The sequence below is a fragment of the Mesorhizobium sp. B2-3-14 genome, from assembly GCF_006442175.1.
Classification (GTDB): Bacteria; Pseudomonadota; Alphaproteobacteria; order Rhizobiales; family Rhizobiaceae; genus Mesorhizobium; species Mesorhizobium australicum.
The window spans coordinates 316,135-328,850 of the sequence record NZ_VFVP01000003.1 but is presented as its reverse complement, the minus strand read 5'-3'; the positions used below and the strand labels follow the sequence as shown (position 1 = coordinate 328,850).

Annotated in this window: 9 protein-coding genes; 1 reads left to right on the top strand and 8 read right to left on the bottom strand. The window is 63.4% G+C overall.

From position 1 onward, the window contains the following. Positions 1 to 232: 232 nt before the first annotated feature. Entirely contained in the window at positions 233 to 1,468 is a 1,236-nt protein-coding gene (locus FJ950_RS10465; RefSeq protein WP_140616729.1) for an ROK family protein, read from the top strand. Positions 1,469 to 1,470: 2 nt separating this feature from the next. Here the strand turns inward: FJ950_RS10465 and phoB are convergent, their stop codons facing one another. The 8 genes from phoB to FJ950_RS10420 all read right to left on the bottom strand — a co-directional run bounded on the left by phoB (position 1,471) and on the right by FJ950_RS10420 (position 12,602). Further along, positions 1,471 to 2,160 carry a phosphate regulon transcriptional regulator PhoB gene (phoB, locus tag FJ950_RS10460; RefSeq protein ID WP_010911896.1) on the bottom strand — a complete coding sequence of 230 codons (690 nt, stop codon included), beginning with the start codon at positions 2,158 to 2,160 and terminating at the stop codon, positions 1,471 to 1,473. A gap of 19 nt (positions 2,161 to 2,179) precedes the next feature. Then, a complete protein-coding gene (gene phoU / locus FJ950_RS10455; RefSeq protein WP_015315387.1) occupies positions 2,180 to 2,887 on the bottom strand; it encodes a phosphate signaling complex protein PhoU in 708 nt (235 codons plus the stop codon). Between the two features lie 25 nt (positions 2,888 to 2,912). Next, positions 2,913 to 3,716, bottom strand: coding sequence for a phosphate ABC transporter ATP-binding protein PstB (gene pstB / locus FJ950_RS10450; protein ID WP_140509733.1), 804 nt, complete (start codon positions 3,714 to 3,716; stop codon positions 2,913 to 2,915). Beyond that, positions 3,713 to 4,564 carry a phosphate ABC transporter permease PstA gene (pstA, locus tag FJ950_RS10445; protein ID WP_015315385.1) on the bottom strand — a complete coding sequence of 284 codons (852 nt, stop codon included), beginning with the start codon at positions 4,562 to 4,564 and terminating at the stop codon, positions 3,713 to 3,715. The genes pstB and pstA overlap by 4 nt, the downstream gene beginning before the upstream one ends. 3 nt (positions 4,565 to 4,567) lie before the next feature. Beyond that, a complete protein-coding gene (pstC, locus tag FJ950_RS10440; protein ID WP_140616728.1) occupies positions 4,568 to 5,551 on the bottom strand; it encodes a phosphate ABC transporter permease subunit PstC in 984 nt (327 codons plus the stop codon). Positions 5,552 to 5,617: 66 nt separating this feature from the next. Beyond that, the gene (pstS, locus tag FJ950_RS10435; protein WP_015315383.1) at positions 5,618 to 6,673 is read right to left on the bottom strand and encodes a phosphate ABC transporter substrate-binding protein PstS; all 1,056 of its coding nucleotides are present in this window, start codon (positions 6,671 to 6,673) and stop codon (positions 5,618 to 5,620) included. A gap of 531 nt (positions 6,674 to 7,204) precedes the next feature. Beyond that, a complete protein-coding gene (locus FJ950_RS10430; RefSeq protein WP_181171154.1) occupies positions 7,205 to 11,755 on the bottom strand; it encodes a PAS domain-containing protein in 4,551 nt (1,516 codons plus the stop codon). A 610-nt stretch (positions 11,756 to 12,365) separates the two neighbouring features. Then, positions 12,366 to 12,602: a hypothetical protein gene (locus FJ950_RS10420; protein ID WP_015315381.1), complete on the bottom strand. Its 237-nt coding sequence runs from the start codon at positions 12,600 to 12,602 to the stop codon at positions 12,366 to 12,368. Positions 12,603 to 12,716 lie beyond the last annotated feature (114 nt).

The following is a 12,716-nucleotide window of genomic DNA, read 5'->3' as shown; positions in this document are numbered from 1 at the left end:
AAACTGGCCCTAAGGCCGGCACAAAGGCCCTAATTTTTTCGAGCCTCGAAAAAACACTGGTCCATCGCCGGAACACTGTCAACATCGATTCTGACGGATTTTGAGGTGCCGGAAGCCTTTTTTCGAGCCCCGCAATAAATAAATGACAGCCCCAGCCGCTTCTGCCAGTATTCGACCCGTGCCGGAGGTGTTCGAGGGGGCGTCAAGAACCGCGGCGACGGGGAGGGAAATCATGTCGGTCGGAATCCGCCACGACGATCTGCGCCGGCGCAACCGCGCAATGGTGATTGGAGCCGTGCGCCGGGGTGGCCAGCCCTCGCGCACTGAGATCGCCGCCACCACCGCCCTGAGCCACTCGACCATATCGGCGATATCAGCCGACCTGATCGGCGAAGGTATCCTGAGCGAAGGCAAGCCGAACGAGGCCGGCTCACTGAAACGCGGCCGGCCGCAGGTGGGCCTTTGTCTCAACCCCGAGGCCGCGACGGTCATGACCGTGGTGCTGTCGCTGAATTTCCTCTCCGTCGCCGTCATCGACTACGCCGGCCAGGTGATATCGGAGGAGCAGCGCCGGCTGGACACGCTGACCATGTCGCGCGAGGCGCTGATCGGCGAATGCGTGGCCATCGTCCGGCGCCGCCTCGAGGATCCCGACCTCGATGTCGCCAGCATTGCCCGCATCGCGCTGGCGATCCAGGGCATCACCGACACCGAGGCGCGCGCCATGCTGTGGTCGCCGATCACGCCGCAGACGGACATTGCCTTCGCCGATATACTCGAAGCCGAATTCGGCATCCCCGCCACCATGGAGAACGACTGCAACATGATGGCTGTGGCGCTGCGCTGGCGCGACCCCGAGCGCTACCGCGACGACTTCATCGCCATCCTGCTCTCGCACGGCATCGGCATGGGCCTGGTGCTGAAGGGCGAGCTGTTCACCGGCACCCATTCCTCAGGCGGCGAGTTCGGCCACATGATCCATCGCCCCGGCGGCGCGCTCTGCCGCTGCGGGCGGCGCGGCTGCGTCGAGGCCTATGCCGGCAACTATGCCATCTGGCGTAATGCAGGACAGATGGGTGAGGACGCCAAACCGGTCGACGTCAGCGACGCCGACATGCGCGCATTGGCGGCCACGGCGCGCGAAAGAGACGGACCGGAGCGCGAGGCCTATCGCAAGGCCGGCGAGGCGCTGGGCTATGGCCTTGGCAGCTTGTTCGCGCTGATCGATCCGGCGCCGGTTGCGATGGTCGGCGTCAGCGCCGCCGCCTTCGATCTGATCGAGCCGGCCTTGCGTGAGGCCATCGCCCAGACCGCCGGCGGCCAGCATTCGACGTCGATTTCCTTCGATACAGAGCCGAACGAATTGCCGCTGATCCGCGAGGGCTGCGCCATGCGCGCGCTCACCTTCGTCGACCAGGAGATCTTCGCGCCGGGCGTGCAGGTGAGATCCGGCAAGAACGTGGCCTGATCTCAATCCTCGCGGATTGCGTAGCCCGCGCCACGGATGGTGCGTATCACATCGGGCATGCGGCCATTGTTGACCGCCTTGCGCAGGCGGCCGACATGCACATCCACGGTGCGCTCGTCGATGTAGATCGTCTCGCCCCAGACATTGTCGAGCAACTGGCTGCGCGAGAACACGCGGCCGGGATGGCGCATCATGAATTCGAGCAGCCGGAACTCGGTCGGTCCGAGCCGGATCTCGCTCTTCTTGCGATAGACCCGGTGCGATTCGCGGTCGAGCACGATGTCACCGACCTTGAGCACGCTGGACAGCACTTCCGGCTTGGCGCGGCGCAGCAGCGCCTTGACCCGGGCCATGAATTCCGGCGTCGAGAACGGCTTGACCAGATAGTCGTCGGCGCCGGTCGAGAGGCCGCGCACGCGGTCGCTCTCCTCGCCGCGCGCCGTCAGCATGATGATCGGCAATCGCTCCGTCTCGGGCCGCATGCGCAGGCGCCGACAGAGTTCGATGCCGGAAACCGCCGGCACCATCCAGTCGAGCACCAGGAGGTCGGGCACGTTTTCCTGGAGGCGTATCTCGGCTTCGTCGCCGCGTGTCACCACCTCGACCTGGTAACCCTCGGACTCCAGGTTGTAGCGGAGGAGCACGCCCAGCGGCTCCTCGTCCTCCACCACCATGATGCGTGGCGCGATCATCGATCGATCATCCCTGCCGTCAAGCCGCCGGCACCGACATCGCCGTCTCGTCCTGCTTCGGACGGTTGGCGGGCAGTTGCGTGCCGGTCAGCACATAATACGCATTCTCGGCGATGTTGGTCACATGGTCGCCGATGCGTTCGAGATTCTTGGCGCAGAACAAAAGATGCGTGCAAGCCGTGATGTTGCGGGGATCCTCCATCATGTAGGTCAGGAGTTCGCGGAAGACCGAAGTGTATTTGACGTCGATGCGTTCGTCGTCATTCCTGAGCTTGGCGAGGGCGGCGGCATCGCCGGCCGCATATTCCTCGACGACGCCCTGCACCTGGATCAGCACCAGCTGCGCCATGGAGTCGATGGAATGCGACAGGTCGCGCGGCGTGGCGGTGAGGCCGACCGAGCCGACGCGCTTGGCGATGTTCTTGGCAAGGTCGCCGATGCGTTCGAGATCGCCCGCCATGCGGATCGAGCCGACGACATGACGCAGATCGTCGGCCATCGGCTGGCGCTTGGCGATCAGGGTGATGGCGCGATCATCGAGTTCGCGCTGGCGCGCGTCCATGATGGCGTCGTCGGAGACCACGCGCTGTGCCAGCGCGTTGTCGGAATTCAGCAGCGCCTTGGTGGCGCCGCCGACCATCGTGCCGGCGAGATCGCCCATGTCGCTGATCAGCCTGCTGATCTGTCCGAGATCCTCGTCGAAGGCTGCGACTGTGTGTTCGGCCATGATCCTGGTCCTCGTATGCGTGAGATCAGCCGAAGCGGCCGGTGATGTAGTCCTGCGTGCGCTTCTCGCGAGGCGACGTGAAGATTTTCTCGGTTTTGTCGAATTCGACCAGCTCGCCCAGATACATGAAAGCCGTCTGCTTCGACACGCGCGCGGCCTGCTGCATGTTGTGGGTGACGATGACGATCGTGTAGTCGGCCTGCAACTCGTCGATCAATTCCTCGATCTTGGCGGTCGACAATGGGTCGAGCGCCGAGGCCGGTTCGTCGAGCAGGATGACCTCCGGCTTGACCGCCACGGTGCGGGCGATGCAAAGCCGCTGCTGCTGGCCGCCCGACAGGCTGAGGCCGCTGGCATTGAGCTTGTCCTTGACCTCGTTCCACAGCGCGGCGCGTTTCAACGCCTGCTCGACACGGCCGTCCATCTCGGCCTTGCCGATCTTCTCATAGAGCCGGACGCCGAACGCGATATTCTCATAGATCGACATCGGGAACGGCGTCGGCTTCTGGAACACCATGCCGATCTTGGTGCGCAACAGGTTGAGGTCCTGCGAGCGGTCGAGAACGTTCTGGCCGTCGAGCAGCACCTGACCCTCGGCGGTCTGCTTGGGGTAGAGCTCGTAGATGCGGTTGAAGACGCGCAGCAGCGTCGACTTTCCGCAACCCGACGGTCCGATGAAGGCCGTCACGCTGCGCTCGGGCAGCGACAAGGTGATGTCTTTCAGCGCCTTCGACTGGCCGTAGTAGAAATTGAGGTTCTTGACCTCGATCTTCGCCTTGGCGGCTGCCTCTGTCGCAATCGTCATGTCTGGAGACAACATCTGGCTCATTTGTCCTCTCTGCGTCCGGTCAGGCTGCGCGCAAAGATGCTGAGCGCGAGAACCGTCAATGTGATTATGAGTGCGCCGGTCCACGCCAGTTGCTGCCACTCCTCGTAAGGGCTGAGAGCGAACTGGAAGATGGTCACCGGCAGGCTGGCCATCGGCGCATTGAGATTGCTCGACCAGAACTGGTTGTTGAGCGCTGTGAAGAGTAGCGGCGCCGTCTCGCCGGAAATGCGGGCAATGGCCAGCAATATGCCGGTGACGATGCCGGACATCGCCGCGCGGTAGGCCACCGAACGAATCACCACCCAGCGCGGCGCGCCAATCGCCGTGCCGGCCTCGCGCAAAGCGTTCGGCACAAGGTTGAGCATGTCCTCGGTGGTACGCACCACGACGGGAATGACCAGGATGGCCAGTGCCACGGCACCGGCGATGGCCGAGAAATGCCCCATCGGCCGCACCATCAATTCGTAGACGAACAGGCCGATGATGATTGAGGGCGCCGACAGCAGGATGTCGTTGATAAAGCGCACCACGGTGGTGAGCTTCGAAAAGCGGCCATATTCGGCCATGTAGGTGCCGGCCAGCACGCCGATCGGCGTGCCGACGACGATGCCGATAATGGTCATCACGATGCTGCCGTAGATGGCGTTGAGCAGGCCACCGGCATCACCGGGCGGCGGGGTCATTTCCGTGAACACTGAGAGCGAAACGCCCGACAGGCCCTTATAGAGCAGCGCGCCGAGGATCAGTGCCAGCCAGGCAAGGCCGATGCCGGCGGCGATGACGCAGAGCGTCATCATCACACCGTTCTTGCGCTTGCGGCTCTGGTGAAGCGATGCGGCTGTCGACATCGGTCAGACTCCGGTACGGGCATCGATGCGCATCAGCATGTAGCGGGCGATGGCAAGGATGAGGAAGGTGATGACGAACAGGATCAGACCGAGCGCCACCAACGAGGAGGTGTAGAGATCGCCGACGGCTTCGGTGAATTCGTTGGCGATGGTTGCCGAGATCGTCGTTGCCGGCGCGAACAGCGAGGCGCTGATCCGGTGGGCGTTGCCGATGACGAAGGTGACCGCCATGGTTTCACCGAGTGCACGGCCGAGCGCAAGCATGACGCCGCCCATGATGCCGATGCGGGTGTAGGGGACGACGACCCGGCGTGTTACCTCCCAGGTCGTGCAGCCAATGCCGTAGGCGGACTCCTTCAGCACCGGCGGCACCGTGTCGAACACATCCTTGGTGATCGAGGTGATGAAAGGCAGGATCATGATGGCCAGGATCATCGCCGAGGTCAGCAGGCCGATGCCATAAGGAGGCCCGGCGAACAGGCTGTTAAGGCCGGGAATGCCGTGGAACACGTTGATGATGAAAGGTTGCACTGTCGTCTGCAGGAACGGTGCCAGCACGAACAGGCCCCAGATACCGTAGATGATCGAAGGAATGCCGGCCAGCAGTTCCACCGCCATGCCGATCGGGCGCCGAAGCGGACGCGGGCAAAGCTCGGTAAGAAAAATGGCGATGCCGATGCCGAGCGGCACAGCGATCAGGATGGCGATGGCCGAAGTGATGATGGTGCCATAGATCGGCGCCAGGGCGCCGAATTTCTCGGTGACGGGATTCCAGCTCTCGGTGGTCAGAAAGGAGAAGCCGAAGGTCGACAGTGCCTGCCAGGAACCGGCGAACAGCGAGACGGCGACGCCCCCGAGCAGCACCAGCACGAGAATGGCGGCGGCGCGGGTCAGCCCATGGAAGATCGAATCGGTCAACGCGAACCGTCTGACGGTGGCGTCGCGTGAACCTCGAATGGCTGGCAAGGCTTCGTGGGCAGCGCTCATGTCAAGCTCGGCTCTTTGTGTTGATTGAAAAGGAGCGCCGCGGGGCGGCGCTCCTCCAGAAAGATATTACTCGCCGGCGTAGACGGGCTTGCCGTCGGCCTTGATGTCGGCCTTCCACGAAGCCTTGATCAGGTCGACGACGCTATCGGGGATCGACACATAGTCGAGCGCCTTGGCGGTTTCCTTGCCGTCCTTGTAGGCCCAGGCAAAGAACTTGAGCGCTTCGCCGGTGGCCGCGGCATCGTCCGGGGTCTTGTGGATCAGCACCCAGGTCGAGGCAGCGATCGGCCAGGTGGCGTCGCCCGGCTCGTTGGTGATGATGACGTTGAAGTTCTTGGCGCCCTTGAAGTCGGCGTTCGAAGCAGCCGCGCCGAAGGATTCGAGCGACGGCTCGACGACCTTGCCGGCGGCGTTCAGCATCTTGGAGTAGGAGAGATTGTTCTGCTTGGCATAGGCATATTCGACATAGCCGATGCCGCCGTCGGTCTGCTTGACGGTGTTGGCAACGCCTTCGCTGCCCTTGGCGCCGACGCCGGTCGGCCATTCGACGGCCGTATCCGAGCCGACCTTGTCCTTCCAGTCGGGCGAGAGCTTCACGAGGTAGTCAGTGAAGTTGAAGGTCGTGCCCGAGCCGTCCGAACGATGAACGACGGCGATAGCGGTCGACGGCAGCTTAAGGTCCGGGTTCAGGGCCTTGATCGCGGCATCGTCCCAGGTGGTGATCGCGCCGAGATAGATCTGGGCCAGCGTCTTGCCGTCGAGGACGAGTTCGCCCGGCTTGATGCCCGTGAGGTTGACGATCGGCACGATGCCGCCCATCACCATCGGGAACTGCACGAGGCCGTTCTTTTCCAGATCGGCGTCGGACATCGGCTTGTCGGTGGCGCCGAAGGTCACGGTCTTGGCGATGACCTGCTTGATACCGCCGCCCGAACCGATCGACTGATAGTTGAGGCCGATGCCGGTGTCCTTCTTGTAGGTGTCGGCCCATTTGGCGAACACCGGATAGATGAAGGTCGAGCCGGCGCCGGAAAGGTCAGCTGCCATTGCTGCGGAAAGGGTGAGGGTGGACGCCGCAGCCATTGCAATCGCAACGGCCGCCGAGCGGATGAAATGTCTCATGTGGCCTGCTCCTGTTCGGAAGATGGTCTCTCGGCGCCACTTCTTGCCGGCGCCGCTGAGGCCAATAGCCTTCGATTATAACAGTCGCATGACAGTTTCATGTCAGCCCGGTAACGCGTTGCCGGCAACGCGAAAGACGCTGATCTCGGGCGCTCGCGGCGCGGTCCGAGTTTGCCGCCGGAATCAGGGGCTTGAGCCGTCCGACGGCTGGAATCACCACGGACTCGACCAGGCTTTTCCCAAATGAAGAAAATCCGGACGGGAGCGCGTTGCTCGCAGCCAGAGCGTGTCATGGCCGGGCCATCGCCAAAAACAGGTCCGTTGGGGTAGAGTGACACTGTTTCTTGCAGGCGGTCGCTGCTCCCGCCCGTAACTGAGAAGAGCGGAATTCGATTTCGCTATTGTTCCGGCTGGACGCCGCCTTTGATATGGCGCGATCGCACCATAGTCATTGCACGCAGCGGTAGCAGCGAATCTCCCGCTGATTCCCTGATTGCCTCGCCGGATCCCGCAATTCAGGCGACGCGGGCTCTATCCCGCGTTGCGGTGGACCTGACGGCCGGCGCCGACCCAGCGCTCTACCTTCTCGAGCAGGGCCCTGGGGCTGATCGGCTTGGGCAGATAGTCGTCCATGCCCGCCTCCAGGCAGCGCTCGCGGTCGCCCTTGAGCGCATGCGCGGTGACGCCGACGATCGGCACATGCGTGCCGGTCTCCTGCTCCAGCAGGCGGATCGCGGCCGTCGCTTCGAGACCGCTCATCTCCGGCATCGAGACATCCATCAGGATCATGCACGGATTGAGCGTACCGAAGGCGTCGAGCGCCTTGCGGCCATTGCCGACGATCTCGAAACCATAGCCGGTCTCGCCGAGGATTTGCGTGAACACCATCTGGTTCACCTCATTGTCCTCGGCCACCAGGATATCCAGCCTGTGCCCGCCGGCCGTCGCGGGCAACCTGGGGCGAACCTGTGGCGGCTGCAACTGCGCGCGCTGCTCGGATGGCGCCAGGGGCGGCGGCCGGGAAGCCTCTGACGCCTCGCCCGCGAGCGGTTGAACGGCGTGGCCGCTGGTGGCGTGGCGATGGCGCTGGATGGTCGCGACCAGTGTTTCCAGGAGCACCGAGGAGCGCGCCGGCTTGATCAGCTGGGCGTCGATGCCAAGATCGCGGTAGCTGGTGTTGGCAAGCGACTGGTCGACCGATGTCAGCATGATGATCGGCGTGTCCGCGAGGCCCTCGGTGTTGCGCACGATACGCGCCATTTCGGCGCCGCTCATCTCAGGCATCTGGTAGTCGAGCACGACGCAGTCGACCGCCACGCCATAAGCTGCCGCGGCGATCAGCACCTTGAGACCTTCGGCGCCGCTTTCGGCCGCGCAGGAATCGAACGTCCACGAGGTCATCTGCTCGGTCAGGATGGCGCGGTTGACGGCGTTGTCGTCGACGATCAGCACGCGTGCGCCCGTCACGTCCACCGGCGTGATGCGCTGCCCGCTCTGCTGCCCGGCCCCTGGCAACGTTACGGTGAACCAGAAGGTTGACCCCTTGCCTTCGGCGCTCTCGACGCCAATGTCGCCGCCCATCAGGTCGACCAACCGCGAGGTGATGGCAAGGCCAAGCCCGGTGCCCTCGTGGCGCCTTGTCGAGGACGTATCGACCTGGCTGAATTTCTCGAACACCAGTTTCAGTTTTTCCTCGGGGATGCCTATGCCGGTGTCGGTGACCGAGATCGTCAGCCTGGTTCCCGTCGGAACCCGTTCGCCGGTCACGTCGACCAGCACGTGGCCTTCATCGGTGAACTTCACCGCATTGCCGAGCAGGTTGGTGACGATTTGCCGGATGCGGCCGACATCGCCGATGAACAGGCTTTCGAGCCGCGGCTCGATGCGCACGATGAGCTCGAGATCCTTTTCCTTGGCCCGTGTCGACACCAGCGTCGCCACGTCCTCGATCGCCTCGGCGAGATTGAAGGGCGCCGGGTCGAGCACCAGCTGGCCGGCATCGATCTTGGAGAAATCCAGGATGTCGTTGATGATGGTCAAGAGCGCGTTGCCCGATTTGACGATGATGTCGGTGAATGTCTTCTGCTTCGGATCGAGATTGGATTTGGCCAGGAGTTCAGCCATGCCCAGTACGCCGTTCATCGGCGTGCGGATCTCGTGGCTCATATTGGCGAGGAACTCCGACTTGGCGCGGTCGGCGAGCACGGCGCGCCGGCGCGCCTCGCTGAGCTCCGCCTCGCGCTGCTTGAGTTCCGTGATATCGGTGGTCGAACCGATCAGGTAGAGCGAACCGTCGGAGGCGATCATTGCGCCCTTGCGGGCGAACTGATGCCTGACGCTGCCGTCTGGAAGGCGCACCGTCTCCTCGATCTCCTGGGTTTCGCCTGTACGCAGCACGGCGAGATCGCTGGCCACGAAGGCCTCGCCATCCGGCCCGAAGATCTCGACGTCGGTCTTGCCGATCGCCTCCTGCTTGCTGAAGCCGGTGAGATCGCACCAGCCCTTGTTGACATAGAATTGCCTGAGATCGGAGCGCTTGGCGTAGATCGACACCGGCACGTTGTCGATCAGGCTGCGGAACACCTCGTTCTCGCGCATGCTTTCTTCCAGAGCTTGCTCGCGCGCCTTGACGTCGGTGATGTCGGTGCTGGATCCGACCAGATGCACCGATCCGTCCGTGGCCACCAGGCGGCTCTTGCGCGTCATCAACTGCCGCACCGTTCCGTCACGATGAGTGACGGGCTCCTCGACCTCGCGCACATTGCCATTCGTCACGACATCGGTATCGTCCTGGCTGAAGCCCTCTGCTTCCTCGCCGCTGAACAGCTGACGGTCGGTCCGGCCGATGACGTCGTCCTTGGCGAGACCGGTCAGCGCGCACCAGGCCTTGTTGACGAATTCGATGCTCAGGTCCTGCGCCTTGATGAAGGCGGCTACCGGCAACTCGTCCATGACATGGCGGAAGAGATCGATCTGGCGCATCGAATCATGAAGCGCCGCCTCGCGGCTCTTGAGGTCGGTGATGTCGACGCGCACCCCGATGAACGTGCCGTCGCCTGTGCGCATGTCGTAGACCTGGTACCAGCGGCCATCGGCATTGAGGCGCTCATAGGAGGAATTCGGCAGACGGTAACGCGCCAGGATGCCGTCAAGCCAGCGTTCGGAATCGCCTTCGTACAGGCTGTCGATCCCAGGATCGCCACTCGAACGGAAATAACCCACCGAATGCCCGAACTCCAGCGCTTCGCGGAAGGTGCGGCCGGGCTGCCAGAAGGGCTTCAGCGCCGGCAACGTATCCTGCAGCCTGTGGTTGGCGAAGACGAACTTGTCGTCGCGGTCGTAGATGATGACCCCCGCCGGCAGCGATTCCAGCACGCTGGCGAGATGCTTGCGCGCATCTTCGGCTTCGGTCTCGCGCCGCTTCATGTCGGAGATGTCGAACAGAAAGCCGGCGACATAGTCGCGGCCGCTTGCCATGCGGACGCGGTTCTTCCTGACGATACGCGAACGGCTGGCACCGCCGGCTTCGAAGCTTTCTTCCACTTCGTATTGCTGTCCGCCGGCCAGCACCTCGCGTTCGCTGCTTTCGAACAGCGCGACCTCGTCCGGCCCGAGGAAATCGCTTCCCGGCCTGCCAAGCATGGCCTGCGGCGCCTGCTTCAACAGCGCCGCGAAGGCCTCGTTGACGAAGACGAAGCGCAGATTGTCGTCCTTGACGAAGATCGGATCCTTGACCCCGTTGATTACTGCTTCCGCCAGCCGCGCCTTTTCCAGCGCTTCGGCAAGTTCGGCCTCGCGATCCTTCATGTCGGTGACATCGACATAGGAAATGAACCGCTTGCCGCCGGCCAGCGGCGCCATCGACGAGATCAGCGTCCTGCCGTCATTGCGCGGGAACTGCCTCGCTCCAGCTGTGCCGGCTCTGATTTCAGCCTCGCGTTCGGCGACATGCCGGTGCCATGTCGCGTCGTCCGAACCATACGGGTCGATGTCGCGGCTGGCTTCCATCAGATCGAGGAAGCTGCAGCCGGTCTCGGCGCGCCGGGCGTCGATCTGCCAGAAATCGTAAAAGGCGCGGTTGATGACCTCGGCACGCATGTCGGCATCGAGGACAAGAACACCGATCGGCATCTGATCGACCATGGTGCGGAGATTGGCGAAAGTCTCGGCTATCTTGGCGTTGGCATTCTCGATTTCGGCGTCCCGCCGCTTGACCTCGGTGACCTCATAGTAGGTCAGCAGGCGTTTGCCTCCCGACAGAGCCGTGACGGAGAACATCATGGTGCGCCCGTCGGTGTGGGCAAACTCCCGAGGTGCGACGGTGCCGGCCTTGATCTCTTCGATGCGCGTGGCGAGGTAGCGCTGCCATTGCTCTTCGTCGATGTCGCCATAGATGCCGTTGCGGCGATTGAGTTCCATCAGCAGGCTGAACGGCGCGCCTACCGTCACGGCCCCGTCCGGAATCCTGGAGAGATCGCGGTAGGCCTTGTTGACGATGAGCGTATCGAGCCTGGCGTCCAGAAGCACGACGCCCATATGCATGGCATCCATCGTCCGCTCGAGATCGGCGAGATGCTGGACGGCATCGCCGCCAGCCGCCGGCTGCATGGCCTCGAAGGCGCTGGCCAGCGCGGTGACGTTGCGGCCCAGGCCGCGATAGCCGACGAATTTTCCTTCGCTGTCGAAACGCGGGAAGCCTGACGTCAGCACCCAGCTGCAGTCGGGGCGGCCCCCCTTCAGTTCGTAGACGAAGTCGCGGAACGGCCGGTGCGCCTGCAAATCCTCCAGATGCGCCGCCGCACCGCGGTTGCCCTTCAGGACCTGGTTGAGAAAATCGAAGCGGAACCGGCCAAGCACCATTGCCGGATCGATACCGGTTGCCGCCTGGTAATCTTGGGAAAGCCAGGAAAAGCGCAATTCCGCGTCGGTTTCCCAAATCCAGTCCGAGCCCGCTTCGACGAGTTGGCGCAGCGCGTCGGCGCAATCCATGTCGACGCCGAATGGCCCATCGCCGCCAGGCGCGGCTGCCTTGCCGGGCTTGCGCTTGCCGCGCACGCCGATTGCTTCGTCCGATTCCGCCATGCTGTCCCCACCCCGAAAATCAAGGCCGAACCCTCCCTCCGCGGTCCGTCGGCGGAATGTGCCGCAGAAGCATTAACGATCCGCTAACCTTAACGGCGCAACCGGCCTGTTCCTGCTGCGTTATTCCGTCCGGTTGTGGCGCGGAGCAAGGCCGCGCTATAAGCATGCACAGGGGTGTTGCTAATGTACGGACGGATAGGGCCTTTCTTGCTGGGCGTGGCGCTGCTTTTCGGCGGCGGCTGCTCTCGCAGCTATGACGGCACGGTGGTTATTCCGCGGCCGCTCGACGCCAGGCGAATCTGGGACCGGCCGCCGCCCAATGTCGACTACCAGCCGCAGGTCGACAACAGCGCCTTTCCGGGTCCACCCCAGCCTCCTGGGCGGTTTAACGAGCGCAGGGTCGTTAAGCCTGCGCCTCACAGACGGTCTCAGACCAGGGCGACAACGCCCTCTCCTCCGTCATCGGGCCCCGAAAAACAATTGGCATGCAGGAACGTAAGCGCTCCCGGCCAAAGAGTTCGCATGGTTTGCGACTAATGCATAAAAACAAAGACCTAAAGCGCGGCGCCTGAATCCGCTTCGACGCGGCGTGCTTTGGAACGGTTCGGCTCTATAGCGTTGCCGCGCCCTTCCTCGGTTCCTTGGCGCCGAGCTTGTCGAGAGCAAGCCGAACCTGGCGCAGATCGTCCTGCCAGCCGTCATCGTCGCCCATCGGGCTCTCCGACGCCGCCCGTTGCAGCCCGCGCGCCTCGGACTCGATCTTGCGCAATTCGGCGATCTTCTGGTCGGTAGTCAGGGAGCCGTCTTCGACGATCTCCAGTACCCGCATTTCCCTGAACGTGGCCATGGCGCTTCTCCCTGCCTGATATCGACCACAACGCCAGGAAGCGGCCCCTGTTCCGAAGACGGCCGTTCCCACGAGAACACTCGTGGGTCATTCAGCCGGGAAAAAGGCGGGGCC

Coding starts and splice junctions, on each gene's coding strand:
- FJ950_RS10465 (WP_140616729.1), top strand. CDS start 233: ATGTCGGTCGGAATCCGCCACGACGATCTGCGCCGGCGCAACCGCGCA.
- phoB (WP_010911896.1), bottom strand. CDS start 2,160: ATGATCGCGCCACGCATCATGGTGGTGGAGGACGAGGAGCCGCTGGGC.
- phoU (WP_015315387.1), bottom strand. CDS start 2,887: ATGGCCGAACACACAGTCGCAGCCTTCGACGAGGATCTCGGACAGATC.
- pstB (WP_140509733.1), bottom strand. CDS start 3,716: ATGAGCCAGATGTTGTCTCCAGACATGACGATTGCGACAGAGGCAGCC.
- pstA (WP_015315385.1), bottom strand. CDS start 4,564: ATGTCGACAGCCGCATCGCTTCACCAGAGCCGCAAGCGCAAGAACGGT.
- pstC (WP_140616728.1), bottom strand. CDS start 5,551: ATGAGCGCTGCCCACGAAGCCTTGCCAGCCATTCGAGGTTCACGCGAC.
- pstS (WP_015315383.1), bottom strand. CDS start 6,673: ATGAGACATTTCATCCGCTCGGCGGCCGTTGCGATTGCAATGGCTGCG.
- FJ950_RS10430 (WP_181171154.1), bottom strand. CDS start 11,755: ATGGCGGAATCGGACGAAGCAATCGGCGTGCGCGGCAAGCGCAAGCCC.
- FJ950_RS10420 (WP_015315381.1), bottom strand. CDS start 12,602: ATGGCCACGTTCAGGGAAATGCGGGTACTGGAGATCGTCGAAGACGGC.